Below are 26,491 nucleotides of genomic sequence, written 5' to 3' on the forward strand. Positions count from 1 at the left end.
AATTACGCAACAAAGCCCACCGATAGACCAAGTTAATCAATCAGTACTTTGGTCTCTTATACGGAATTTTCCGTAGTTTGCCCCCATTACCATATGCCGATTCACATAACAGGGTAATACCAGTTGAGCTTCATAATATATGGCAGCAACATAGACGGAATGTAAAAAAGAAAAAATTCCGCCTATAAAGCGTTGGTTGCTTTGAGGTTGTGAAAACTACAGATGAATAATCGGGTTGGTTAAAATGTACGGTTCTGAGCAAACGAAAGCGTTCTGTTGCAATTGCAAAGAGATCACCCTCCACAAATATGAAAGCTTCTCGCAACCAAAAAAATCCAGTGCGTCGAAATCAGCAGGTTTTTTCTCAGGCTTTTTTGCATCAGTTGCCAGTGCATTGATGGAGGGCGAAGCTACAGGTGACTATAAGTGCACAGTTTGTGGCACTAATCTTCATACACCAGACAACATGAATTAGTCCTGATAATCGGTACTGAGCTACGAAATGTAAAGTTTCGCAACTAACAAGCGTTTATGGTTTCAAGATATTAATTCTAATCTATATCGAGCGCGTTAGCTCTTAAGCTCTAACGCGTTTCTGTCCAGAACCGATACAGTCAGCACTTTCAAACACGAAAGTACCCCAAAGTTTCTCAGCTCCGCCAAATCGACATCCTTGAATGATCTAGAATAAACCTAATTAATCTAATCCATGTGCTTTAGAAATTATGCGTAGGTTTTCCAATGAGGTTGAAGCTAGAGCTGCTTTTTTTATGCTTGCCTTCTCCCCTTTTTGTTGTACTTTGATTATCAATAACTCGTTTATTAAACAGGGAAGAGATATGAGTGAATCATTTTTTCAAAAAAAGGCTTTTAGTCCAGTATGTGTTGGGGCATCTTTTGCTGATACATTTCCCCCATTTCCTGACGGAACAATATTTATTAATCTTAAAAAGGAAAAAAGCCGATGGTTAATTGTAGATGATGGAGAACTGCAATCTTTCGATGGAAAATTATCGAAAAAACCAATGGAGGCTATTCAGTTTCTGAATAAATTAAGTACCGAAGGAAAAGGATGGGCGACTTGCAAAGATATTGAAGTCATCTTCACTAGTGTGGAAAAAATTAGGATTACGGAGATCTAATGTTGTTTCGATTTATCTTTTTTTTATTGCCTTTGTTGTTGGCTGGCTGTGTTCTCACTCCAAAATCTGCTGAAAATATGACTACCGCCAAGCTATGTTCAGAGGCTGCTTATGACGCGAATAGAGACGTTGCGTTTGCAGAGTTAGAGCGTCGAGGTGTAACTTTTAGTAATAATGAGCAATGCAAGATCATTTATGTTACTAAAATGCAATCATTTTCAGGGCAACAGCAAGCTGGTGCAATGCTCTTACTTGGCTCTCAATTATGATGATTATTTGTCTAACTTAACGTCACTTAATGCGCCCAAAAAAATTTATCTTTCGGGCTAACGCAAGTAGACTGTTCGTCATAGCTCATTTTACATTATCTATACTGATTTATGATTTGCTAATTTAGCGAAGTCACTGGTTCGTTCTTGTCCAAAAATGAGTTAGCAATCTTTAAACAAATCTTTAAACAACCCCCTCATACCCCAACACCGCCAAAAATGCATCCAAATACTGCTCTATAGTCAAATCCGCAGAAACGGGCGGCAGCTCTACGGTAATACACGGTAGGTTTCTTTCTTGGCACCAAGTGCCGAATGAGCCTGGGGTTTCGTAATCAACGTCTTCTACGAGTGGTAGGTTGAACTGCTTGCCTAACCAAGAGGCGAGTTCGGATTGAGCTGGGTCATCGACCATGGCGAGTGGTTCGTGGAAAGAGATGACGAACTTGGGTTGGCGTTGCTCAATGAGGTTGATGAGCGACTGCACTTCCGGTTCAAGCAGATCGGCTTGCCCCGTTTTTACTTTTACATCTCTGACTGGGGTGTGAGAACTCCAGCGATAGACGGTGCCGTTTTCTGTCCAGTTTTTAGTCGGAAAGGCGCGGTTGAGATCGACTTGATTTGCGTTAGCGCGAGTGCCAAGCTGGTTGCCGTCTGGGTTCATCGACAGGATTACATCGTGTCGTAAGTTGGCAGCAGGTAAGCTTCTTAGCGCGCAAGACAAACCTGCGATAGAAGCGGTTTCATCGCCGTGTGTGCCTGCTAAAATCAGCCCGCGAGATTCGCTTTCTATTTGTGCGGGGAAGTAGAGTAAGGGTGCACCCAACACCGATTTTCCATATGACAGCGGCTTTATCGAAAACGCAGCTCTTTCCGTTCTTGGAATTAAACTCACCTTAATCTCCTGATTGATCAAGTAGTATCAAGTATTCACTATTGGCTATATTAATCATTAACTAAGTCCATTAGATGAACCCCTTTAAATAAACCATAGCGTCAAAACTCGTCAACCGTCGCATTGTTAATTTTATTACTTTGCTTCAAAGATAGGCTAGGAGAGCAAAAAAACATGGATTTTAAGAAACATTCAACGGCTTTACTCATTTCATCTTTATTGACCCCTTTTATCTCAGTGACTGCCGTTGCTGAAACCTTACCTGCTGGTGTTTCACTGGCAAAAGACCAACATTTGGTGCGAGCCAATGATGCAGAAGCTGCGACACTCGATCCGGCAAAGGCAGAAGGCTTGCCTGAAATGCACATTCTACGTGACCTGTTTGAAGGTTTAGTGATCCAAGACCGCGATGGCAACATCACTCCAGGTGTCGCGGAATCTTGGGAAACCGAAGACAACCAGACGTTTGTATTCCACCTGCGTAAAGACGCGAAATGGTCGAATGGCGATCCGGTGACAGCCGATGATTTCGTGTATGCGATAAGACGCGCGGTCGACCCAAAGCTTGCTTCGCCAAATGTGTGGTATCTCAAGCTAACTCAAATCAAAAATATCGCTGATGTGGCAGAAGGTAAGAAGCCTGTTGAAGAGCTCGGTATCTCGGCGGTTGATAAGCACACGGTGAAGTTCGAACTCGATAGCAAAGTTCCATACTTTGTGGCGATGACAGGCCACACTTCAATGATGCCCGTTCACAAGGCAACGCTAGAAAACAGCGATAAGCCGTGGAGCGATCCGAAGCAGTTTGTTGGCAATGGTGCGTTTGTTTTAGGCGAGTGGGTGGTGAACGAACGCATTGAACTGGAGAAGAACCCTAACTATTGGGACAGTTCAGATACGCACTTAACCCAAGTGACTTACATTCCGTTTGAGAACCAGAATGCGTCGATTAATCGCTATGCGGTGGGCGAGGTCGATATTACGTCTGATGTGCCGACACACATGGCGCAGCAGCTAAAAATGAAATATCAAGACGCGTATACAGCGGTACCTTTATTGTGTACTTACTATTACGCGTTCAATACCACGCGCCCTCCGTTTGATGATGCGCGAGTGCGTAAAGCGGTGTCTTATTCCATGATGCGCAATGTGATTACTAATGGAGTGACTCAAGTAGGTAACTTACCAGCTTATACCTTTGCTCATGAATACACGGCAGGTTTTGATGCCACTCAACCTGAGTACAGTACATGGATTCAAAGGGACCGTGACCAAAAGGCGAAAGAGTTGCTGAAAGAAGCCGGATACGATGCTTCTAACCCGCTAGATTTTAAATTGCTTTACAACACCAGTGAATCGAATAAGTCGATTGCGGTGGCGATTGCATCTATGCTGAAAAGCAATCTAGGCGCGCAAGTTGAGTTGGAAAACCAAGAGTGGAAGTCTTACTTAGTGTCACGTCGACAAGGTGATTTTGATGTGATGCGAGCGTCTTGGTGTGGTGATTACAATGAAGCGTCGACCTTCTTAAGCCTTCTGCGTTCTGAATCTTCAGGTAACTTTGCTCGTTACAACAACGACAAGTACGACTCAGCAATGGATAGCGCATTGGCTGCAACTAATGAGCAAGAACGCCAAGGTTTCTATGACCAAGCGGAGCAGTTACTGGCTGAAGATATGCCGATCGCGCCAATCTACTACTACATGCAGGCTCGTCTAGTGCGACCAAGTGTTGGCGGCTTTGCGAAGAATAACGTTGAAGGCCGCATCTATTCTAAGGATCTTTATATCAAGCAGTAAAAAGCTTTGAACATTATATAAATATAAATCCCCATTCGCTGACAAGGCGAATGGGGTAGGGGGTAGTAATTTTATCTTCTAACTTGTTTCAGGCTTTAAATAGCCACCATGTCCGCGGCTTTCTTCATCGCTTCCTTGGTTGAACACTCAATCACGTTCGCGTTAGCAAAGCGGTGAGCGTCTTTCACTTGAATATCGTGAGCCAAGATAACCAGTCTCGCGTTCGCTACATCTAGGTCGCTGATGCGGTTCTGAATACCGTTTTGACCTTGAGTTTCTACCTTAATCTTAAGGCCTGCTGCCAAGCCTGCTTTTTCCAGTGCTTTCGCTGCCATGAAGGTGTGTGCAACACCAGAAGGGCAACATGTTACGGCTACGATGTCGTACTCGCCTTCGCCTGCTACAGGAGCTGTTTGAGCTTGTACTGGCGCTTCAACCATGTCTTCTTCTGTTTCAACCGCTACTGGCTTCCAGAAGCCAACGATAACCGCCGTAGTTAGTGAACCTAGCGCAATACCGACCACGTACATTGGAATGTTACTTGATACTGGTGCTGTGATTAGGCCGCCCCAAGGTGCGTGTAGTAGAACGTCTGTCATGAAGCCGAATACACAGCCCACGATACCACCGGCAACGATTGAAGGAAGTACGCGCATTGGGTCATTCGCTGCGAATGGGATAGCACCTTCAGAGATACCGATAGAACCCATGATTGCTGCTGCTTTACCTGCTTCTTGCTCCTGTTTAGAGAACTTGTTTTTGAATAGGAAAGTCGCCAATGCCATACCTAGAGGTGGTGTACAAATCGCGATGCCTACACCGCCCATTAACCAAGGTTGAGTGTCTACTTGAGTTTGAGCAAATAGAGTCGCGACTTTGTTGATAGGGCCGCCCATATCAAACGCCGTCATACCACCAAGGATTGTGCCCAGAACCATCTTAGACGCGCCAGCCATTGAAGCTAGGAACTCGTTCATTGAAGACATGAACAGTTTGATTGGCTCACCAATGCCCCACAGTACGATGCCGGCAGAGATTAACGTGCCTAGAAGCGGGTAGATAAAGTAAGCACCTAGCGCAGTCATGTTGGTAGAAAGTGGGATTTTCTTAAGTTGGAACACCACGCCACCGGCGATAAAGCCAGCCACGATACAACCAAGGAAGCCGCCGCCCATGTCAGCCATGATGCCAGAAGAGATCATCGCAGGTGCCAGTGCTGGTTTATCTGCAATTGAGTAACCAATAAAGCCGCCAAGAATGATTGGGAAAAGAACAAGGCCTTTGATACCGATATTAGAGATGTCTGCTAGCAGGCCGTCTGCAGGTACAGCACCTTTGCCTGATGCCATTACCGCTAAAGCCAATAGAACACCACCGGCTACGATGAAAGGCAGCATGTGTGATGTACCGAAAAGCAGATGGCCTTTCATGGTACTGAGGATTTTTTTATAGTCGCTACTACTATTTTTATTGCTAGTATTGGTAGCTTGATTTGCTAGGGTACTCATAATTTTCTACGCCTTATGAATTAATTAAAATATTAAGGATTTGATGTTCATCTTTTGCGTTATGGATATTCTGGATAAATTCATCGCTGAATTTTCCAAACAGTTCTTGTAGTACATAAATATGATGGTCAGCACCGTTGTCTGGTGATGCGATCATAAAAAATACGGTTGGGTTGATGCCGTCTTCATCGCCATACTCAATGCCTTCACGCTTAACACCGACAGCGATTGCCGGCTCAGTGACAGCCTTGCTTTTTGAGTGTGGGTAAGCGATGCCGTCCATAGAAGTGATGCTTTGAGATTCACGAATTTCGATGTCTGCCAAGAAGGCTTCTTTATTACTGATTCGGTTGTTTTCAAATAACATGCCTGCCAATTCTTCAAACAGTTCTTTTTTATTATTCGCTTGAAGGTTGTTATTAATTAAGTTGACGTTGGTTAGCTGTGTGATCATTTATTAACTCATTCACTATTGAAGTTCTTGAATTAAAATTAATGGATTAACCCGATTCGCGAAATAGCAAATAAAAGCCCTTCACTGTACATTTGTATCCAGCAAAATTAAGTGTGATTTGCATCATTAATGCAGTGTGAGATGGGTCATATTTGATGGCATCTTGATTATGTTTTTGACACGCTAATAAGCTTCGTCAGAAACAAAAATGCCCCGCAAAGCAGGGCATGATCAGTGTTTGTATTTACTCGGGAGAGCTAGATTTACTTTGTAGAGCTAGCTGTAAGCTCGCGCGACACGTCCAACGCAATCGAGTTTGTAGCTCTCTGCGTAAGCCGGAATGAACACCGACTGGCCTTTCTCTATCACGCAGGTTTCGCCACATTGGTGAGTGAGTACCATAGATTCGTCAAGCGGCAATAGGATCTCGGCACCTTCGGTAGTGATCTGTCGCTGATTTGAGTTTTGCACGATAGAGAACTTAAAATCTTCGACCGGAATTTGGTATTCCATCACATCACCTTGCTCTATCGGGCTGAGCAGTAATCTATCCGCAGGCTTTTCATTGAATTGAGTACAAGAGACTAATTCATTGATATCCATGTACTTAGGCGTCAACCCTGCGCGGAGTACGTTGTCAGAGTTCGCCATTATCTCTAATCCAGTTCCTTTGATGTAGGCGTGGGGCGTTTCTGCATCCAGATACATGGCTTGCCCCGGCTTTAGGGTGATCACGTTCAATAGCAGTGGAGCGAACAAGCCGACATCACCCGGGTATTGAGCTTCCAGTTCTGAAATCAACTGAAACACAGGTGTATCTGAAAGCTTGGCCTTCATCAGTAACATAGTCAGCGCCATGCCTTTTTGTTCGCCTTGTAAAGACAATAAGCTCGCGAAGAAGCTCGCTAATCCATTGGGAGTTTGGTCGCCCGCTAGGTCATTGACCATCGAATGCAGCTCAGGAATATCGAGGTAATGGAAGTGCTCAAGGATCTCGTTGATCGACCTAAAGCCATTCATCGCGGTGTAGTCGGTTAATGCATATACCAGCTCTGGCTTGTGGTTGGGATCCTTGTAGTTGCGGTTACCCGCTGTCATCGGAATGCCTTGCTGCTCTTCAAGAGCGTAGCCAGATTCCGCTTGTTGCTTGTTCGGGTGAACTTGCACCGATAGCGCTTTCTCCGCTGCTAACACCTTGAATAGATATGGCAGCTCACCAAAACGACTTGCTACTTTTTCGCTTAGAAACAGGCTTAGGTTCTTCGAAATCAGGTTCGACAATGTGGTTTGCTGACCATTGTCGGTGACCATCGAACAACCATTCGGGTGAGCCCCCATCCAGATCTCCGCTTGCGGCTCTCCAGATTGGTTATCAATACCAAACAGTTGGCTGAACGAAGAAGGGCTACCCCACGCGTAGTTTTGAATCACGTTGGTCATAGGATAAAAAAAGCGTTGTACGAACGAGTCGTTCGCTAAAGAAAAATCAGACATCGAAATCACCATGAAGGGAAACATGGCTTGAGCTCTACTCGACTTATTCATTAGTAAAAAACTAGCAACTAAAGTATTAGCGACTAAAGAAGCAGAGTAGAAGGGCTCAAGCCATTGGAGTTGAAATGGCTTAAGCCGCTGCTGTTGTTAACTTGGCTTTGCGTAGATTTTTAAGCGCGATACAAGTAACCGCAGTTACGCCCGCGCCAGATGCCATGCACAGCAGTGCCAGCATTGGGTAGTTCATAGCGCCAAGTAGAGCGACTACTGGACCACCGTGCGCAACGCTGTTGGTGATACCGAATGAGAACGCCATTACCGCAGCCGTCATTGAACCCAGTACGTTGGCAGGGATAACTGACATTGGATCTTGAGCTGCGAAAGGAATCGCACCTTCAGAGATACCTACCAAGCCCATTGCGCCCGCTGCTTTACCCGCTTCAATCTCAGAAGATTCGAATAGGTCGAACTTGCGGCCAAGTCTGGTTGCGATAGCCATGCCTAGTGGAGCCACAGGAATAGCACACGCCATTGCACCCATGAACTGAGTTTGACCGCTGGCAATCATGCCGACTGAGAATAGGAACGCCACCTTGTTGAACGGGCCACCCATATCAAAGCCAGCCATACCACCCAATACGATGCCTAGTAGAACCACGTTACCTGTGCTCATGCTCGTTAGTAGTGCTGTAAGCGCATCCATCAGCCCAGCGATAGGTGCGCCGATAACAAAAATGAACAGACCTGCGATGAACAAAGAGCCAGTGATCGGAGCGATCATGATAGGCACAAGCGGTTGAACGAATTTGTGGTAGTTAAACGAGGTAATCCATTTAACGAAGTAGCCGACCAATAGACCGGCAATGATTGCGCCGATGAAGCCTGTACCTGCGTCAGCGCCGTAGAAAGAACCGTTGTTGGCAATCCAACCGCCAATCAAACCTGGGGTTAGAGCAGGGCGGTCAGCAATCGCGTAAGCAATGTAGCCCGCCAAGATTGGGATCATCAATGTGAAGGCAACCACACCGACTTCTAGAATTTGGTTCCACATGCTGCCAGCAGGAATCGCCATGCCTGATTCACTTGGCTCACCGCCAATGGCTAGTGCTAGGGCAATCAAAAGGCCGCCAGTCACCACGAATGGGATCATGTGAGATACGCCATTCATCAAGTAACGATAAAGGTCTGAACGCGCTTGTGAGGCTTTTTCTACAACAGATTGGTTGGTCGGCGTTTGTTCAGCTTGGTAACTAGGTGCATTAAGAGCTTGCTTAATCAAGCCTTGCGCATCTTTGATTGGCGCTTTTACGTTGGTGCTAATGACACGTTTTCCGGCAAAGCGAGCCATGTCGACCTGTTTATCACAAGCCACGACAATCGCGTCTGCACGTTCGATCTCTTCTTGAGTCGGGCTGTTTTTAACACCAATAGAACCGTTAGTTTCGACCTTGATGTCGTAGCCAAGAGCCGCTGCGCCTTTCTCTAGTGCTTCAGCGGCCAAATAAGTGTGTGCAACGCCAGCTGGGCAGCCAGTGACACCAATGATGAAACCTTGTTTCTTAACGTTGGTTTCCGCTTCTGAAGGCTCAGGTTTGGTAAGCAGTAGTTCTAATGCTTCTTGTTCAGATTGAGCATTCATGAAGCTTTCGATAAAGCCTTCTTCAATCAGTTTTGAAGAAAGCTCTGCCAATACTTCGATGTGGTGATCATCGCCGCCATCTGGAGACGCAATCATGAAGAAGAGTTTTGATGGTTGGCCGTCATCGGCGCCGTACTCGATACCCTGCTTGTGGACGCCGATAACAACCGCGGGTTTGATCACCGCGCTGCTTTTCGCATGTGGTAGGGCAATGCCTTCTTCAAATCCGGTATTACCTTGTTCTTCTCTCGTCTTAATGTCGGCAAGAAACTGTACTTTGTCTGAAATTCGGCCTTGTGTGTAAAGCACGTCTATCAGCTCTTTAAATACGTCTTCTTTTGAATTAGCGCTAAGCGAAAGCTTAATCAAATCTTGATTGATCAATGTCGTGATCATAATGAACCCCTACTCTGTTTTTATTTTGTTAGGGGTATTCTGGAATCTACGGCTTACCTTCTGTAGTGAAGAAAAAATGCATTTACTGGATGATTGTTGCGTTATGAGTGGAGTGTGATTTTGATCGGTCGAGTGGTCGCTTTTAGGACGATGTTGACAGAGTTAAAGATGTGTTGAGGCTTTTATTTATAAGGGCTGTAGCGTATTTGTTTATCAGGGCAGGAACGTGCTAGGTCAGTTTTGTTACTGGAAATTTATTTCCGTGACTAGATTTTTGTAACCTAGATCTCAAATTGTGATTTTGCTCAATAGCGCTATGTTTCACTAAGGGGTATATCTATTCCCGTAGCCTTATTGCTGCCCACTAGAGTTCGAATAATGATATTTCATGACCTAATCTCGTCTGTATTAAATGAGCGAGAACCGTTTCATAACATCTGGTTTGCTGGAGATTTTCACACGCCTTCAGCGTGCAGTTATCAGGTGAACTTTCCGCGCTTAGAGCTAGTGCTAGACGGAGAGTATATTAATGAAATGGAGAGTCATGATCGTAAGATCACTAACGTTATTGCCAAAGCCGGAGACGCGATTTTCATCCCACCCAACTGTTGGAATAAACCTAACTGGGATACAGACTGCTCGGTGTTGAGCATGTTGTTTGGTCGTCGTCAGCTTGGTTTAAGCTTGGTGAGCAAGCGCAAAGGCGAGGAGAGCTTTTACGATATTCAAAAGCACAGTATTCAGACTCGCTCTGGTTTTGCGATTGATAATATTTTGGAGGCGCTTAGCTCGTTAGCGAGAGAGAGTAACAAGCAGCCGATGGACGAGTTATTGCTGCAAGCTCTACTGCAATACAGTAAAACCATGCTGGAAGCGCCCGTAGAAAAATCTCATAGCCGAGTACAGGATGTGTATCAAGGGATTTGTATCTACATTCAAGAGAACTTCCACCGCCAGATCACCCGAGACAGCATTGCCTCGCGCTTTAGCATTTCATCCAATCACTTGTCGCGAATGTTCCGTCAACAAGGCCACATGACGCTAGCAGAGTACATTACCCGGGTTCGTGTCGACCGCGCCAAATTCATGCTCAAGAAGTACAACTTCAAGCTCAATGAAGTGGCTGTACGTTGCGGTTTTAAGGATGTGAACTACTTCTGTCGAGTATTTAAGAATCGCACCGGAAGAACGCCGACTGAATATCGTGGTTCTATTTAGTTAAGCCGTCTTTTTAAGTCGGAGCGTATTTTTTTGTTGAGTCGTCTTTTGGAGTGAGTAGCCTTACAGCAGGCGAGATGAGATATACATCAACAAGGCTTGTAAATCGACACTGCTTCGAGTCTTTTGCAAACGCTCGTTGACCTGATCGTGAAGTAGGTTTCTAGTTAGGTTGGTAGCCGCCACAATGTGTTCATGTTGCGGCTTGGTTGGCAGTACTAAAGCGATAGCAACGTGTACTTGGCCAATTTGAGATGCCCAGTCAATCGGGTTGTCACTGACGATGACCGCGATCGAGAGATCTTGAGTAGATTCAAACATCACATGGGGCAGCGCGATCCCTGGTGACACGCAGGTTGAAGAGCGTTCTTCTCGCTTAATGAAAGCCAAAATCAGCTCATCTGGATCTTCTGGATAAACGAGGTGAGCGAGCCCTTTCAAGCACTCAAATTTTGTCAGTTGAGTTTGCGCCTTAGCGTGGTGCCACTTGATGTCACAAGGCGGGCATATCTGAGGCATACGCTGGATCAAGTCGTTCGAGAACTCATGATTCACTTGTGAGCCAACCATGGTGTAGTGCTCAGCAATCACGTCTTTTATTACAAAACATGCGAGTTCAGCATCAATACCTACTGCGGTTATCTGGCATAAATCCCCCCGGAGTAAACCCACTTGTAACATCGCGACAGATTTGGAGAGATCAGCGGTTCGATTTTGAGTGATGTTGATAATGCGGATGTTGCTTTTGAACTTCTTCGCTAAACGAGTCAACGGCTGCGCGACGTGTGAGTTCGCGGCAGGATCGTCAACGAAGAAGGTGATCTGATATTCATTCATGAAAGGTTTAAGTTCGACAATGCTTGATAAAGACTTTATCGACACTCAATAACACCTCTTCCATTGGAATGAAGACGGTTTTCGCGGGGTCAAATCGGCTTGGTTGTTCGATGTCGATATCAGAGACGATCAACACTTTGTCTGCGAGGGTAATATCCTGGCCTGTCAGTAAGTTTTCAATCCCCATAGCGCCTTGAGTCTCAACCTTGATTGAAACATTGAATTTTGGGGCTGTTTTATTTAGTGCATCAGCTGCCATATAGGTGTGCGCAATGCCTGTAGGGCACGCAGTTACCGCTACAATTCTCATTATTATTCTCGGTGTGCTTAGATCGACAGTTTACTTGGATCGATGGGACTATCTGAATCTAGGAAGTTTATGGATTCCCGTTTTTAATTCAAAGGTGAACGTCACACTCTTGCTTCTTGGTTACAATTATCCAGTTAATGCACCTTTCGTCCTATATATCGAGCGGCCTTGCCTCGTTAGTCTTTTCATATTATTAACCTCTTTATCTCATTTACTTAAATTGGTACTCGGACGAGGCAGCACATGGACATCACTGACATTATAGAGCCGGAGATTATCTGTCTGGATTTAAAGGCAGACTCTAAACAGGCGGTATTTGAAGAGCTTGTCGAACTGCTTGACCGCGCAGGTAAGCTCTCCAATAAAAGTGAGTTCCTTGATGATATCTGGAAGCGTGAGGCCATTGGTAATACGGGCTTTGATGATGGTATTGCGATTCCACATGCGAAAAGTACCGCCGTTGCCAAACCTGCTGTGGCGGTAGGTATTAGTCGAACGGGTATCGATTATGGCGCAGACGGCGGCGAACTGTCGGATGTGTTTTTTATGCTCGCGTCGCCAGACAATAGCGATGATCATCATATTGAGGTTCTGGCTCAGATCTCAACTCGATTGATCGAAGATGGTTTTGTTACAAAATTAAAGGCGGTAGAGTCGGTCGAGGAAGCTCAAGAGCTGTTTCTCGAAGCGAATTCTGAATCTTTCGATAGCTACGCTTCTAGTCATCATGAAGTTTACAGCGAACCATTAAGCCCTTGGGCACAATCTCTTAATCGTCTTAAAGAACACTTGTTGTACGGTACTTCGCACATGATCCCATTCGTGGTCGCGGGTGGGGTTCTGTTGTCTCTGTCGGTAATGATGTCGGGTCATGGCGCAGTGCCTGAGAGCGGTGTTCTGGCTGACATTGCACAGATGGGCATCGCGGGGTTAACCCTGTTTACTGCGGTACTCGGTGGTTACATCGCGTATTCGATGGCTGACAAACCGGGTTTAGCGCCCGGAATGATCGGCTCTTGGGTCGCGGTCAATCAATACAACACCGGATTCCTCGGTGCGATAGTGGTCGGTTTCTTCGCGGGCTTTGTGGTTAATCTACTTAAGAAGATCAAGCTGCCAGACAGCATGATCTCGCTGAGCTCGATCTTCATCTATCCACTAGTCGGCACCTTTGTTACCTGTGGTGCGGTGATGTGGGTGATTGGTTCTCCTATTGCCCAAGTGATGCTAGAGATGAACCAAATGCTGACTGGCATGGCAGGCTCAGGAAAAGTGGTGCTAGGCAGTATTTTAGGGGCGATGACGGCCTTTGATATGGGCGGCCCAATCAACAAAGTGGCGACGCTGTTTGCTCAAACGCAGGTGAACACTCAACCTTGGCTAATGGGCGGCGTCGGTATTGCCATTTGTACGCCACCATTAGGTATGGCTCTTGCAACTTTCATATCACCTAAGAAATTTAAAAGAGACGAGCGTGAAGCGGGTAAAGCCGCCGGTATCATGGGAATGATCGGCATCAGTGAAGGCGCGATTCCTTTTGCTGCCGCCGACCCTGCGCGAGTTCTGCCCGCTGTTGTTGCTGGTGGAATTGTTGGTAATGTGGTTGGCTTTATGTTCCATGTCATCAACCATGCACCATGGGGCGGCTGGATAGTGTTGCCGGTGGTTGATGGCAAAATTGGCTATATCGTCGGGACATTAGCAGGAGCACTGACGACGGCTCTGATCGTGATACTACTGAAAAAGAACGTGGTCGAAGGTGAAGCAAGTTCTAATCAGTTTACGGGTGGCTCGATAACGGAAGAAGGACAAGCGGATGTATTGGCGATCACTTCGTGTCCATCTGGTGTCGCTCATACGTTTCTTGCGGCTAAGTCTTTGGAAAAGGCGGCTCATCATCTTGGGGTTCGGATTAAAGTCGAAACGCAGGGGGCCAACGGAATCGGCAATCGCATTACACAGAAAGACATTGAGCGGGCAAGGTTGGTGATTTTTGCTCATGATGTGGCAATTAAAGAGATCGAACGCTTTGCGAACGTGAAAACCTTAGATGTCAGTACTAAGGAAGCGATGCTTAATGCGCAGGCGTTGATTATGAGGAAAGTATAAAAGCCATCGGCTTTAAGATTGGCTGAAAAGCAATAAATAAAAAGACGCCCAAGTATTAGTAGTAATACTTGGGCGTCTTTTTGTAGATCTGAGCCTATATACGCTCAGTTGCTAAAAAGGGTGGTACTTGAAGATGTCTTCAACCATTGAGTTGAGTAGTTCTATGTCATCGCAGGTTTTTGCATAAGTGCGTAGCCCTGCAATTTGAACCTGAACGTGGCGAGCAAGTTGAGTAGGTTCGCGTTCTTTGCTGATCTCACCAAGTTCTTGCGCTTCGGCAATCAGTTTGGCGAACTCGCTTTCCATGATTTTGAGTGATTTCTTGGCTTCTTCTAATAATTCAGCGTGCTCATCCGTCAGTTCAGCTACTGTTTTAGCCAGCATACACATGCCGTTAGGCGCGCTTTGTTTCGATTCGACAACGGCACGTTTTACGAAGTTTTCTAGTGCTTTGATTGGAGAGTCGGTTTCGCTGCGTAAGCGGTTCAGGTTGAGAATGCCGAGTTCGGTATAACGAGCTAATGTTTCTTTAAACAAGCCTTCTTTGCTGCCAAAAGCAGCGTAGATGCTGCCCGGACGCATATCAATCACGTCCTGTAGATTGCGCATAGAAGTCGCGTGAAAGCCTTTTTCCCAATACAGGTTAGTCGCTTTATCTACTACGTCTTGTCTATCGAACTTCGCTGTCTTGGCCATAACATCTGCTTCATTAATCTGAACATATGTTCAATATTTTAAGATGAACGTTCGTTCTAGTAAAGGAGTGTCTGGTTAATCTGGCAATCTCGCAAAGATCGAGAGCATCAATCGGTAATAAAAAACTCTAACCATCGACAACTTCAACGGTCTTGTGTTGCGCGCCATAATAGGTGCCTTCATCGATGGTATACATCAGCGTTTCTTCGCACTCTGGGCAATCGAATTCTTCATTCGGTTCTATTGCTTCCTCTTCAACCCATTCCCAACCGATTTGCTCTTCGCAAGCGGGACAATCCATAAAATATCTCTCAGTTATTGTCACATATTTGCTGCGAGCTGCTACTTAATAAGCTCGGCAGTATACATATTTGAGACTGAATATATAGATGATCATGAGTGAACAGCTTGGTAAGGGTTACACAGTGAGTGCTGATCTACCACTTTATGATTATGCAAGGTGTGTCAATTTTTAGTCACTGCGTCAGAGAGTTGTTGTTACACGTATTTTTCGTCTGGTTAAGTCAGATAGTTAACAGTTTTATTCATAAATCAATGAATTTTATAAGGTTAAATGTTAACGTCCTCTGCGCTGAATTGTGTGGTTAGGTCATGGTTTACATGGGTCAGCTTGAATAATTATAGAGTCACAATTAAGGCGCACCCGTTAGAAGGAAGCCTAATTCGATGACTGAGAAGATTTGTTAGTTGTTAGGGAAATAATAATGAATTTAACCGATATGTCATTTAAGCAAAAAATCATCGCTTTGCTTATCTTACCGATCTTAGGGTTTTTATGGCTTAGTGTTTCTGCCATTTCAAAAGGCGTAGAAACCACCAGTGAAATGTCGTCATTAAACCAACTTACGCGTTTGTCGGTTGTGTACAGTGAGTTGGTGCACGAGTTACAGAAAGAGCGTGGTATGACGGCTGGCTTTATTGGCTCACAGGGAAACAAGTTTGGCAGTGAGCTAAAAGCACAAAGAATTAACGCAGACAGCAAACGCAATCAAAGAACCGAGTACTGGCAGTCTGAAGAAATCGGCTTATCGCAGATCGCGCGTCTGAATACTGAAATCAGCCAAAGTCTCAACCAAATTACTTCGATTCGCAATAGAGTGGATTCTCAATCAATTCCGCTTTCTGAAGCATTAGGCTACTACACCAAACTTAATGCTAAGTTATTGAGTGTATCTGCATTAATTGCTGAGCTAAGTACTGATGCTACCATCACGACAGAAACCATCGCCTACTATAACTTTCTACAAGGCAAGGAGCGTGCGGGTATCGAACGTGCGGTTCTCAACAACACCTTTTCTAAAAATGAATTTGGCCCGGGTATGCTGGTTAAATTCATCTCTTTGGTAACCGAGCAAAATACATATTTTGCGAACTTTGAAGTTTTTGGTAACCCAGATAACGTTGATTTCTTTAAACAACAACTGAATGATCGCTCGGTGGCTGAAGTGGAAAAACTTCGTGATGTGGCTGAATCGAAAATGAGTGGTTTTGATGTCGATCCTGTTTATTGGTTTGCTCAATCGACGGCACGAATTGTTCAGCTGAAGAAGACTGAAAATCAGTTAGCAGAGTCTCTTATTACACTGACGGATCAGAAAACTCAGCAAGCTCAATCAGCAATGATGGGCAGCATTGTGATGTTTGTTGTGATCACTTTGTTCGCAACTTTTGTTAGCTTCAAAGCCATTACTGATTTAACGACTCGAGTTAAAGATCTAACGCGAGTACTTTCTAAAGTCCGAAATGACAATGACTTAACCGTTCGTGCGACTTACGAAGGTAATAGTGAGCTGGGTCAAATCTCATCGTCGCTTAATGAAACATTAGAGAAGTTTTCTCAAGTTATCGATAACCTATCTCAATCTAGCCTGACACTTGCTTCAGCAGCAGAAGAGACGGCGCAAACTTGCCAATACAACTCAAGCACCTTAGTTGAACAGCAAGACCAGATTGGCTTGATTGCGACAGCAACAGAAGAGCTATCAGCGACGGTGAATGAAGTCGCGGCTAAAACACAGCAAACGGCAAGCTCAGCGAAGATCGCTGATGAACAATCACAGCAAGGTTTAAGCACGGTCCAACAATCCTATGAGTCGATAGAAACCTTAGCTTCTGAGATTAACGGCCTCGCTGAAAAAATCACTCATCTACACGAAAGTAGCAACAACATTAACAGTGTGATTGATGTGATTAAATCCGTTGCCGAACAAACCAATTTGTTAGCGTTAAATGCAGCGATTGAAGCCGCTCGAGCTGGTGAACAAGGTCGTGGTTTTGCTGTCGTAGCCGATGAAGTTCGTACTTTGGCTCAGCGTACGCAACAGTCCACTTCGGAAATTGAAGGCTTCATTAACTCGCTACAATCTGACGTGCAAACAGCGTTCAATGTGATTGATAACAGCAAGAAGATGTCTTCAAGAGCGGTTGAAGACTCACGAGGAGTAGAACAGACCCTGCAAGATATTTCAGGGGCTGTGAGCGAAATATTCAGCATGGCAGAGCAGATCGCAACCGCAACTGAAGAGCAAGCAGTAGTGACTCAAGATATTGCTCAGAACGTTGTCGCGGTAGAGCAGAAGTCGACAGAATCTACGACAGGCGCAACGCAAATTGCTGCAACAGCGAAAGAGCAGGCTGAGTTGGCAACATCGCTGAAAGAGCTCTCGAATACGTTTAAGAGTTAGCAACTCAGAGCTAGAAGCTTTCTATCGCATATAAAAAATGTCCCGCCTAGTGCGGGACATTTTTTTAGCGGGGTACTTTTTCTTTTTGTTTTCTTGGGGAGGGAGATGAAACCGCTAAACCGCTTGTCCGTTAACCGACAATTTCACATCAATGTTGCCGCGAACCGCATTTGAGTAAGGGCAAACTTGGTGTGCCGTTTTCACAAGGGTCACAGCTTGTTCTTGCTCTAGATCCAGTTCAATCGATAGAGCAACAGTTAAAGCAAAGCCACCGTTTTCATTTGGTCCAATACCGACTGTTGCAGTCGTTGGCGCCGATGCGATTTTGATTTTCATCTCTTTAGCTACATGAAGTAGAGCATTTGAGAAACACGCAGAGTAGCCCGCAGCAAACAGTTGCTCAGGGTTGGTCGCTTCACCTGTTCCGCCCATCTCTTTAGGGTAGCTCAACGCCACTGAAAGCAGGTTGTCATCAGTAGAAACTTGGCCGTTACGACCTGCAGTAGCTGTAGCAGAAGTTGTGTAGAGTGTTGTCATTGTCTTAGTCCTTGTTTGAGTTGTGCAAAATTAGATTGCGTGCAACTTAATTTTAAAGCTAGCTTAATTGATAAAATTCGAGCGCGCAAGTATATTGTGCACAATTTAATTTATTGGTGAGGTGATCATGAGCGACCAAGATGACTATCTAAAACTGGATAATCAGGTGTGTTTTGCGCTGTATAGTGCATCGAATGCAATGAGTAGAGCGTATCAACCTTTACTGAAAGCGCTTGACCTTACTTACTTGCAGTACATTGTGATGATGGTGCTGTGGGAAGAAAAAGAGATAAATGTCAAAGCCCTAGGCGCAAAAACGCATTTGGATTCAGGTACGTTGACGCCTTTACTCAAGCGCTTGGAAACGAAAGGTTACGTGCTTAGAACTCGCAGTGCTGAAGATGAACGAGTTCGAGTTATTACACTGACGCCTGCAGGGGTAGAGCTCAAAGAGCAAGCGCAGACCGTGCCAGTAGAAATGCGGTGTCTTTCTCAGATGAATGAAGATGAGCTTAAATCGCTAAAAGCACAGTGTGAGCAGTTGCTTGGCAATTTGACCAAGTAAGCACTTTTAGTTTTTGGCCATGGTAATCAGAAAATAAGAAAGCCCGTTAGCCCTACTGTTAATGAGTTGCGATCGCTAATTCGAGTAAGACTAACGGGCTTTTTGTATCTGCTGCCTTCTAAATGGCAACAGATAGTCTATTCAATTGGGATTTACCCCATAAACCAAGAGATAAAAATCAACGCACCAAAACCGAATGTTGCCATCAGTGCCGTATCGCCACCGGCTGCTGTATAGCTGCCTTCGGTTTGTAGGTGAGGGAAGTCAGGCCTACGAACCTTAACCACCATTGCGAGTGGTCCCCAGATAGCTAGGAACACCAACACCATGCCTGCATAGTCCAGCATGCTCACGAACTGGCTTGCGAACAGCTCTGCTAATACCAAAGGCAATACAAAGGTCAGAGCATAAGCTAATGCTTTGTTGTTGGTGACTGCGTCTTTGTTTTGGTCATACAACGCCATGGATACACCAAGGAAAGAAGTCACCAGTGCCAGCGCTGAGAACAGCGCAATCACGACTTTTAACCAAGCAGATTGTCCGCTAAACGCAGAGATCAGTTCTGAAATGTTGTGGAACTGGCTGATCGCGTCTGTACCAAGGTTACCGATAATCGCGAACAACCAAGTTAGGTAGCAGATTAGTGGAATCACCGAGCCCAGCAGAATCATATTGCGGATCTGCTTTTGAGTCGCTTCGCGGTTGTAGATAACCAGTGACGGGATCACCACCATAGAGGCAAAACTAGTAAAGATAACCGCGCTGTACTGCACCACGTCATTGGCCGTGTATTGGCTAGTTTGAGTTAGGTAATCTAGACGGATATTACTAAACAGAGAGGCAATAACAATGAAGAGCATCACCACCATCATGATGAATAGACCACGGTTTAATTTATCGATATAAGACTTACCCGCGACTACAATCACACCCATCAATAGGCTGAAAACGGTATAAGCAGCGGATGCAGAGATGTCTACGCCGACGTCGAGCAATAGCTTATGAATGATGTCGCCAACACCCAAGATATAGGCGATCAGCATGCATACCAGCAGCAAGTAAAAGAGTGCATTGATAAAGTGTTTACCTTTGCTGCCCAGAGTTAGGTAAGCAACACTGCTCATGCCACTGTTGTCTTTCGTTTTGGTACACGCTTCTGCCAGTAGGAGTGCAGAGTAAGTGGTGCCGATAAAGATAAGTAGCATCAGCACTGAGCTGATCATGAAGCCAAACTGGGCCAACACCATGGGAATAGCAAGCATGCCAGCCCCTAATGCAGTTCCCGAAAGGATTAGGGAACTGCCGAATAATTTCATATTCAAAAAAACAACCTCTAGCGATCCAATTAATTTTTGTTTGGATTGTAAATAATTGTTTCCAAGACTAACAAAATACTCAGTAAAGTTAGGGGTTAAATTCTAATTATTTTTGAATTTTTCTAAAAAACTTACAAAGGTATTTCGGAGTATTATCTGTGAGCGTTTGACGCATTTTCTTGGTGATTGTATTGGTTGTTTTAGTTAACGTTTATTCATTGTTGAATGATCTAGCAGTCAGAAATATTCGATTAGAAAGAAGTATGCTTCGCGATTATTTTCGCTAGTGTCACAACCCCTTCTTTCCACTCTTTATTCTCTTCGATGTTCGCTACCGTGAAGCGCAAGCAGTGTTTATATTGATCGTTTGTCCCAAAGACTGTGCCAGGTAATATTCCCAATTTGTGCTTCAAACAATCTTGATAAATCGCGTAGCTATCGACCGATTCAGGTAACGTGATCCAGTTTAAAAAAGATCCCTCAGGCTTTGACAGATGGTAGCGGCCAACAAGGTGTTCATAGCCATCAAGCGCTTGTATTAACAGGCTTTGGAATTGCTTTTGATTGACTTGGTAGAGTCGCTTCATCTTAGACAAATGACTTCGATATTTCCCCGTAGTGAGGAAGTGCCCAACCGCTGATTGCATTAAGTTGGAGCTGCCCATGTTGTCGCATAACAGGTATTTTTCAACTTGAGCTTGGTAACGACCTGAGAGTAACCAGCCAATACGCAAGCGAGAATCTAAGGTCTTGGACAAAGAGTTGACGTAAATGACTCGATCTTGGTTATCAAGCTCTTTGAGGCTGGCAATGGGTGTGTCGAATGCCAAGCTACCGAATACATCGTCTTCGATAATCGGTAAAGATCCGGAGATATCCAGTAATGCCTTTCGGTTAGCCAATGGCATTCGTGAACCCGTTGGATTGGTAAAGTTTGGTGTTAGCAGTAAGGTTTTTACTTGCCATTTGTTCAACGAACTTTGTAGTGATGGAATATCAATGCCGTGGCTAACACTGCTTGGAATTTCTAGTGCTTGCAAGCCAAGCGATTCAAGTAAAAGCAGATTGCCGAAGTAACAGGGCGACTCGACCGCCACGATGTCTCCCGGTTTGGTTAATGCACGTAAAGCCAGACTGATCGCCTGTTGAGCACCATGTGTAATTGCAATTTCATTCGATCCCGCAGGTACGCCTAGATCATGGGTGATCTTTAACAACTGCTTTACTAATTGATCATCACCGGGAGGTAATTGGTAATAACCGGGAAGCTGAGTTTGCAAACGGCTATGGCGACCGATTTCGGCATACAAGCTACGAATAGCCGGGTTGTTGATATTCGGGTGTGCTGAACCAGCAAGCAGTTTCAAGCGACCTTTCGGACGGGAGAGTACAGATTTGGTGACCGACAACAGATCGACTTTTTGAGGCTGGCTCGGTGCATCCCAGATGGTGGTGTTCGGTGCTTTCACACGATAGCCTGATTTAGGCACAGAATAAACCCAGCCTGTCGCTTCCAGTTCTTGGTAGGCGCGAATCACGGTGTTTTTGCTCACTCCGAGTTGTTCGCTGAGTTGACGAATGGAAGGCAAGCGGTCGTCTGGGTGAAAGAGCCCTTTATCGATCTGAGCCTTAATATGTTGTTCTATCGCGAGATATTTATTGCCGCTGAGTTCTGCTTCCATGTTTCCCCCTTGTTACTCACACTTAATCTGTAACCATTTAAAGTGTTATATCTGTATCTTTATTAGTTATCTGTACCCAACTAAGGTAACAGCATTGATGAAGAGTTTACCAGAGGTTTGTAATGCTGATTAAAATGATTCCGTTTGTGTTTGTACTATTGTGGTCGTCAGGCTTTGTTGGCGCCCGTCTTGGTGTTGAATACGCTGAACCCGCAACGTTACTTTCACTTAGGATGGTAGCCAACGTGGCGCTATTCTTGGTTTTGATTTCAATCCTTAAGCGTCGTATTCCTCGTGGTCGAGCATTTTTCCACGCTTGTGTGGTGGGTATCTTGATTCATGGCTTCTACCTTGGTGGCACTTATCTCGCGATTGATATGGGTATGCCTGCCGGGTTGAGTTCTCTGCTTGTTGGCTTACAACCGATTCTGACGGCATTGATAATGATCAGCTGTACCTCGCAGCGTTTTAACGTCGCACAATGGTTAGGTTTAGCTCTTGGTTTCGCAGGTATTAGCTTGGTGCTGATGGGCAATATTGAGTGGCAGTCAGATGACCAAAAAGTCACGGCAACTTTGTTGTGTTTGGTTTCTTTGGTGGGTATTACGGTCGGTACTTTGTATCAGAAGCGCTTTTGTCAGGGTACAGATATGGTCGGTGGCGCGATGGTGCAGTACTTGGCAGCAGCAGCATTGTTCTTACCTTTTGCAATGCGCTACGAAACTATGCAGGTGAACTGGACTATTGAGTTCACGTTGACTCTGGCTTGGCTAGTGATTGTTTTATCGTGCATTGCTATTCTATTGCTGCTTTACATGGTAGAGCATGGCGCTTCTTCAAGTGTGGCATCGGTGTTTTACTTAGTTCCACCCACAACAGCCATTCAAGCGTGGCTCATTTTTGGAGAGTCATTCGACATTTATGGCGCAATAGGCTTCGCGTTGTCAGCAACCGCTGTTTATCTGGTGGTGAAAAAGCCTGAGTTGATTAAGTTCCGTAGACGAACAGCATTAGAGAGGTAATGTGTCTACCAAAATTATACCAATCGTAGTAACTAACTGGTCACCCTAGCTTGTTAAAAATCTCGATAACTTCGTTAGAATTTTTGATTGTAGAATAACTACTTATCGAAAAATGCAGCCTTGTTCTCAAGCTTTTTTCCTACGCTATTTTTGAACACTTACTTACTGTGATTGGTATAACTCGACTTGAAGTAGATTGCTAGAAACAAAAAAGAGCCTGAATATTCAGGCTCTTTCTGTATCAATATTGGCTAGCGACTATTGATTAGCGCTGCATTAAACAAGCGTAAGCCGTGGTAAACGGTGCTTCTTGGTACTGCTTAAGGCCTGTTTCTTTGAACTTCATCATAAGAGGGTTGCGCTTAAGGCTTTCTTTGATTTCATTCGGAGATACAACGGTTACGTCTAGGCCGTCGATCAACTGAATTGCCGCTTCTAGTTTGAAGCCGAAGCCACCGCCAGCAAATTTGCCTTTAGTTTGGCGTTGACGAATTACCACTTTTTCTACTTGGTAATCTTCCATTAACTTTGCAAAAGAAAATTGAAAATCTTTCATATTCTGTGTGTCGTTTGCGTCACTAATCGCAACTTTAGAAACTCGGCAATCAGGAATGTTAAATACACCGTCTGATAGAGATAGAAGACAGATGACTGCATCGTTACCTTTGATTTCAACACCACAAATTTTCATGTTCTTACCTACTTATTTTAGAGCCCTATATTATGGTGTTATTTCGATGACTTCTCCAGTAATAGAACATGTCTAAGGTAAATAAATTCAATATTGTCCACTTTAACTTTTTCAGGTTGACGTCCGGTTAAATGCGAAGCACTCGATTTCATCGTCTAGTTTTATATGCGATGAGATTCACAAAACTATAGCTGGCTTTTTTATCGATACTGTATATTATGCGCGCGTCCCTATTTAATGTGTGGTTATAAACCCTCTATGAATATCAAAAACCTTTCTATTAAGAGTAAAATTGCGATCCCTCTAATGGTTATCGTGATTGTTTTCTCAACTGTTACTGTGCTTAACGTGATTAAATCTAACGCGCAAGCAGCGATTAACCATGAGCTCAATAATGTGGTTCAACCGGTTCTCGACAACCTAGAAGATGGGTACCGAGATATCTATCAAGTCATTGCATCTGCCCAAGGCCTGTTGCTTGCGAAAGATCAAAAGGCAATTGAATATCAACAATTCGAATTCAAAGACAACGCTTACAAAGCCGTTCCACGCTTTGAGAGTGTCCAAACTCTATATACCGCAGGTGTCTTAGACTCATCTTCTCAAGACGAGCTAGCGAAACTGGTAAAGGCGATGAAAAAGTGGGTAGCATTGCATGAACCAATGTTTGCAGATCCTGCCAATGCTCTTCAATACAACATAGATTACTCGCCAGCATTAGACGCTGAGTTTTCGATCATTCACGATCAACTCGGCTATATTAGAGAGCTGATTGCAGTAAAACAAAAAGAGCTTCGCCAGCAAGCTAATGACTCGATTGAAGAAAGTAAGCTGATCATCGAAGTAGGTATGGCCGTGGCGGTACTTGCGGCTTTGTTTTCGATGTGGTTATCGAACCGTTTTATCGTTCAGCCGATTCAGAGCGTAGAGAAAGCGATGAATGAAATCGCATCGGGTGACGGTAACTTGGCTCAGCGAATGAAAGTTGAAGGTTCTGATGAGATTGCTCGTTTAAGTTCAGCGTTTAACAAGTTTGTTAGTAAGATACATACCACTGTTGAACAAGTGATTCTGACATCAAATGCCGTACGTGCAGAGATGGAAAACATCAAATCAATAACGCAGAATGTGGCTGAATTTTCTTCGAATCAACAGAAAGAAAGTGAAGTCGTCGCGGCTGCTGTTCATGAAATGCAAGCGACCAGTGAAACGGTAAGCGGTAACGCATTAGATGCGGCAACCGCAAGTAACGTTGCGAACAATGAAGTGGAATCAGCAGACAGCACTTTGGGTCTAACCGTAACTTCAATTGAACGCCTTGCACAAGATATCGAGAATGCAGGTGGTGTGGTTCAGGAATTGGATACTGATGTGAAGAACATTGCTTCTATTCTTGGCGTGATCAAAGGCATTGCAGAGCAAACCAATCTATTGGCATTGAATGCGGCGATTGAAGCAGCGCGTGCTGGTGAACAAGGTCGTGGTTTTGCGGTAGTTGCTGATGAAGTCCGTGCGCTTGCGAGCAAAACTCAAGACAGTACGGGTGAAATCCAATCAATGATTGAACGCTTAGAAGTTGGCGCTAAACATGCCGTTGGCGTGATGACAGAAAGCAAGGCAAGTGGCGAGAAAACCATTGTTCAAGCGGGCACTGCAGCTTCATCATTGAGCGAGATTCGTAACTCAATCGGCAAGATGAATGAGATGAATACGCAAATCGCAACAGCGGCTTCTCAGCAGTCTCAGGTGTCTGAAGAAGTGAACCAGAATGTTCAACGTATCGCGGAAAGCACAATGAAAATGGTTGAGATGGCAAACAATGCAGAGAACGCATGCATCTCACTAGCAGAACAGTGTGAAGCACTTGATAGCCTAGTTTCTCAGTTTGAAGTGTAATCTTTGAGACTGAACAGGCAAAAGTGAGTGGCTAATCGTTTCTAGTTTTAACCCTCACGCATCTGTAATAGACAATAATAAGGCCCGTACTCAATGAGTGCGGGCTTTCTTTTTGGATACGAGTATTTTTTGATAATAGTATTTGTAATACAAGGTCGGTCCGAGCTTTGTAGATTGGGTCAATAGGAGCCTTGTGGGGAATGCGATATTAGCTTCAATGAAGGCCTTTGTATGTGCACGGCGTATATTAAGCTAGGTGACACCGATCTATATCTTCAATACACTGTATGGGTAACCATAGTTCAAAATAGGGTAGAGGCATGGCCAATTGGGAAGGGGTAAGTGAGTTTGTTGCAGTGGCAGAGCGCGAAAGCTTTACTGGTGCCGCACAGAAACTCGCTACGTCAGTGGCTCAAATCAGTCGTAGAGTGGCAAATCTCGAGGAACGCCTCGCAGTAAAACTACTCAATCGAACGACTCGTAAGGTTTCTCTAACAGAGGCTGGGCAACTCTATTATCAGCAATGTAAGTTGTTGGTCGAGGGTTTAGAAATTGCTGAGTTAGCCGTCACGCAGATGCAATCCACGCCAAAAGGTTTACTGAAAGTAACGGCACCTGTGACTTATGGTGAGCGTCAACTCGCCCCAATACTTCATCAGTTCTTAAAGCTCCACCCACAAGTCGAACTTGAGCTGATGTTGACCAATCAAAAGCTCGACCTTATTGATTCGGGTGTCGATGTCGCTATTCGTCTTGGTCGCTTAGAAGATTCGAGCCTTGTGGCAAAGAAGCTGTCTCAACGCCAACTCTACGTGTGCGCCAGCCCTGAATATATTGAACGTTACGGTGAACCGCATACGCTCTCTGAGTTGAGTAATCATCAATGTTTAGTCGGCGGCTTTGAGCATTGGCGTTTTAAAGAAAATGGGCGACCTCGCTCAGTTCGGGTTAATGGACGCATTAAATGTAACAGTGGCTTAGCCTTACAAGACGCAGCGAAACAGAGTATTGGCTTAGTGCAGCTACCAGAATATTACGTGAGTGAAGATCTTGAGTCTGGCGAATTGGTTGAGGTGTTATCTGATTACCGAGACGATAAAGAGGGGATTTGGGCGCTTTACCCACAGAACCGTAATTTGTCTTCAAAGGTTCGCTTGTTAGTCGACTTCTTGTCTGAGCAATTAGACTAGTTCTGTCTGGCAAGACACTATGGACAAGAAAATGGGCTTCAGAACAAAGATTCTGAAGCCCATTTTTATTGATGTTCTATAGCTTTTACTTGCTAAGCACTAAGCATTAAGCATTAAGCA

The 26,491-nt window shown here is 44.7% G+C and carries 24 protein-coding genes; 11 read left to right on the forward strand and 13 right to left on the reverse strand.

The features are described 5' to 3' along the window. Positions 1-244: 244 nt before the first annotated feature. The 3 genes from AB4180_RS20300 (at position 245) to AB4180_RS20310 (ending at position 1,411) form a co-directional block, all read left to right on the forward strand. The gene (locus tag AB4180_RS20300) at positions 245-475 is read left to right on the forward strand and encodes a hypothetical protein (RefSeq protein ID WP_017097638.1); all 231 of its coding nucleotides are present in this window, start codon (positions 245-247) and stop codon (positions 473-475) included. A gap of 364 nt (positions 476-839) precedes the next feature. Next, positions 840-1,142: a hypothetical protein gene (locus AB4180_RS20305; RefSeq protein WP_241816776.1), complete on the forward strand. Its 303-nt coding sequence runs from the start codon at positions 840-842 to the stop codon at positions 1,140-1,142. Further along, complete coding sequence (locus AB4180_RS20310; protein WP_017097640.1) at positions 1,142-1,411, forward strand: hypothetical protein; 270 nt, start codon at positions 1,142-1,144, stop codon at positions 1,409-1,411. Before AB4180_RS20305 ends, AB4180_RS20310 begins: the two co-directional genes overlap by 1 nt. A 184-nt stretch (positions 1,412-1,595) precedes the next feature. Here AB4180_RS20310 and mpaA read toward each other — a convergent pair whose 3' ends face one another. Further along, the gene (gene mpaA, locus AB4180_RS20315) at positions 1,596-2,306 is read right to left on the reverse strand and encodes a murein tripeptide amidase MpaA (RefSeq protein WP_017097641.1); all 711 of its coding nucleotides are present in this window, start codon (positions 2,304-2,306) and stop codon (positions 1,596-1,598) included. A gap of 174 nt (positions 2,307-2,480) precedes the next feature. Between mpaA and AB4180_RS20320 the strand changes: the two genes are divergently transcribed. Further along, positions 2,481-4,106, forward strand: coding sequence for an ABC transporter substrate-binding protein (locus AB4180_RS20320; protein WP_029223896.1), 1,626 nt, complete (start codon positions 2,481-2,483; stop codon positions 4,104-4,106). Between the two features lie 95 nt (positions 4,107-4,201). On the opposite strand, the gene AB4180_RS20325 is transcribed toward AB4180_RS20320, so the two are convergent. The 4 genes from AB4180_RS20325 to AB4180_RS20340 all read right to left on the reverse strand — a co-directional run bounded on the left by AB4180_RS20325 (position 4,202) and on the right by AB4180_RS20340 (position 9,597). Then, complete coding sequence (locus tag AB4180_RS20325; protein ID WP_017097643.1) at positions 4,202-5,614, reverse strand: fructose-specific PTS transporter subunit EIIC; 1,413 nt, start codon at positions 5,612-5,614, stop codon at positions 4,202-4,204. Between the two features lie 13 nt (positions 5,615-5,627). Further along, the gene (locus AB4180_RS20330; RefSeq protein ID WP_016787567.1) at positions 5,628-6,068 is read right to left on the reverse strand and encodes a PTS sugar transporter subunit IIA; all 441 of its coding nucleotides are present in this window, start codon (positions 6,066-6,068) and stop codon (positions 5,628-5,630) included. A gap of 276 nt (positions 6,069-6,344) precedes the next feature. Further along, entirely contained in the window at positions 6,345-7,562 is a 1,218-nt protein-coding gene (gene manA, locus AB4180_RS20335) for a mannose-6-phosphate isomerase, class I (RefSeq protein WP_102250369.1), read from the reverse strand. 130 nt (positions 7,563-7,692) lie between these two features. Further along, the gene (locus AB4180_RS20340) at positions 7,693-9,597 is read right to left on the reverse strand and encodes a fructose-specific PTS transporter subunit EIIC (protein ID WP_102250370.1); all 1,905 of its coding nucleotides are present in this window, start codon (positions 9,595-9,597) and stop codon (positions 7,693-7,695) included. Between the two features lie 378 nt (positions 9,598-9,975). Here AB4180_RS20340 and AB4180_RS20345 point away from each other — a divergent pair, with 378 nt between their 5' ends. Further along, on the forward strand, positions 9,976-10,815 hold the full coding sequence (locus tag AB4180_RS20345) for a helix-turn-helix transcriptional regulator (RefSeq protein WP_029223612.1): 840 nt from the start codon (positions 9,976-9,978) through the stop codon (positions 10,813-10,815). A gap of 63 nt (positions 10,816-10,878) precedes the next feature. Here AB4180_RS20345 and AB4180_RS20350 read toward each other — a convergent pair whose 3' ends face one another. Together AB4180_RS20350 and AB4180_RS20355 are read right to left on the reverse strand one after the other, a co-directional pair. Next, positions 10,879-11,652: a PTS sugar transporter subunit IIA gene (locus AB4180_RS20350; RefSeq protein WP_102250371.1), complete on the reverse strand. Its 774-nt coding sequence runs from the start codon at positions 11,650-11,652 to the stop codon at positions 10,879-10,881. Between the two features lie 7 nt (positions 11,653-11,659). Beyond that, positions 11,660-11,962 carry a PTS fructose transporter subunit IIB gene (locus AB4180_RS20355; protein WP_009846233.1) on the reverse strand — a complete coding sequence of 101 codons (303 nt, stop codon included), beginning with the start codon at positions 11,960-11,962 and terminating at the stop codon, positions 11,660-11,662. Positions 11,963-12,205: 243 nt separating this feature from the next. On the opposite strand from AB4180_RS20355, the gene AB4180_RS20360 reads away from it, so the two are divergent. Beyond that, the gene (locus tag AB4180_RS20360; protein WP_102250372.1) at positions 12,206-14,071 is read left to right on the forward strand and encodes a fructose-specific PTS transporter subunit EIIC; all 1,866 of its coding nucleotides are present in this window, start codon (positions 12,206-12,208) and stop codon (positions 14,069-14,071) included. A gap of 111 nt (positions 14,072-14,182) precedes the next feature. On the opposite strand, the gene AB4180_RS20365 is transcribed toward AB4180_RS20360, so the two are convergent. Further along, a complete protein-coding gene (locus AB4180_RS20365; RefSeq protein ID WP_102250184.1) occupies positions 14,183-14,767 on the reverse strand; it encodes a TetR/AcrR family transcriptional regulator in 585 nt (194 codons plus the stop codon). 127 nt (positions 14,768-14,894) lie between these two features. After that, the gene (locus AB4180_RS20370) at positions 14,895-15,068 is read right to left on the reverse strand and encodes a hypothetical protein (RefSeq protein ID WP_198592270.1); all 174 of its coding nucleotides are present in this window, start codon (positions 15,066-15,068) and stop codon (positions 14,895-14,897) included. A gap of 424 nt (positions 15,069-15,492) precedes the next feature. On the opposite strand from AB4180_RS20370, the gene AB4180_RS20375 reads away from it, so the two are divergent. Next, the gene (locus tag AB4180_RS20375) at positions 15,493-17,472 is read left to right on the forward strand and encodes a methyl-accepting chemotaxis protein (protein ID WP_102250183.1); all 1,980 of its coding nucleotides are present in this window, start codon (positions 15,493-15,495) and stop codon (positions 17,470-17,472) included. Positions 17,473-17,586: 114 nt separating this feature from the next. Here the strand turns inward: AB4180_RS20375 and AB4180_RS20380 are convergent, their stop codons facing one another. Next, the gene (locus AB4180_RS20380; protein WP_009846238.1) at positions 17,587-18,009 is read right to left on the reverse strand and encodes an organic hydroperoxide resistance protein; all 423 of its coding nucleotides are present in this window, start codon (positions 18,007-18,009) and stop codon (positions 17,587-17,589) included. Between the two features lie 127 nt (positions 18,010-18,136). Between AB4180_RS20380 and AB4180_RS20385 the strand changes: the two genes are divergently transcribed. Continuing rightward, positions 18,137-18,574 carry a MarR family winged helix-turn-helix transcriptional regulator gene (locus tag AB4180_RS20385; protein WP_198592269.1) on the forward strand — a complete coding sequence of 146 codons (438 nt, stop codon included), beginning with the start codon at positions 18,137-18,139 and terminating at the stop codon, positions 18,572-18,574. A 152-nt stretch (positions 18,575-18,726) separates the two neighbouring features. Here the strand turns inward: AB4180_RS20385 and AB4180_RS20390 are convergent, their stop codons facing one another. Together AB4180_RS20390 and AB4180_RS20395 are read right to left on the reverse strand one after the other, a co-directional pair. Continuing rightward, positions 18,727-19,890: an amino acid permease gene (locus AB4180_RS20390; RefSeq protein WP_032555114.1), complete on the reverse strand. Its 1,164-nt coding sequence runs from the start codon at positions 19,888-19,890 to the stop codon at positions 18,727-18,729. A gap of 251 nt (positions 19,891-20,141) precedes the next feature. Continuing rightward, a complete protein-coding gene (locus tag AB4180_RS20395; RefSeq protein WP_102250181.1) occupies positions 20,142-21,572 on the reverse strand; it encodes a PLP-dependent aminotransferase family protein in 1,431 nt (476 codons plus the stop codon). 122 nt (positions 21,573-21,694) lie between these two features. Here AB4180_RS20395 and AB4180_RS20400 point away from each other — a divergent pair, with 122 nt between their 5' ends. After that, positions 21,695-22,594, forward strand: a complete 900-nt coding sequence (locus AB4180_RS20400) for a DMT family transporter (RefSeq protein WP_102250180.1) — start codon at positions 21,695-21,697, stop codon at positions 22,592-22,594. A 265-nt stretch (positions 22,595-22,859) separates the two neighbouring features. Here the strand turns inward: AB4180_RS20400 and AB4180_RS20405 are convergent, their stop codons facing one another. Then, positions 22,860-23,285 (reverse strand): DUF3010 family protein, encoded by a 426-nt coding sequence (locus AB4180_RS20405; RefSeq protein WP_009846243.1) that lies wholly within the window; start codon positions 23,283-23,285, stop codon positions 22,860-22,862. Between the two features lie 258 nt (positions 23,286-23,543). Here AB4180_RS20405 and AB4180_RS20410 point away from each other — a divergent pair, with 258 nt between their 5' ends. Both AB4180_RS20410 and AB4180_RS20415 read left to right on the forward strand, forming a co-directional pair. After that, entirely contained in the window at positions 23,544-25,181 is a 1,638-nt protein-coding gene (locus AB4180_RS20410) for a methyl-accepting chemotaxis protein (protein WP_029223899.1), read from the forward strand. Positions 25,182-25,501: 320 nt separating this feature from the next. Continuing rightward, complete coding sequence (locus tag AB4180_RS20415; protein ID WP_009846245.1) at positions 25,502-26,371, forward strand: LysR family transcriptional regulator; 870 nt, start codon at positions 25,502-25,504, stop codon at positions 26,369-26,371. Positions 26,372-26,491 lie beyond the last annotated feature (120 nt).

The organism is Vibrio sp. 10N.286.49.C3 (assembly GCF_041469545.1).
Classification (GTDB): domain Bacteria; phylum Pseudomonadota; class Gammaproteobacteria; order Enterobacterales; family Vibrionaceae; genus Vibrio; species Vibrio tasmaniensis_A.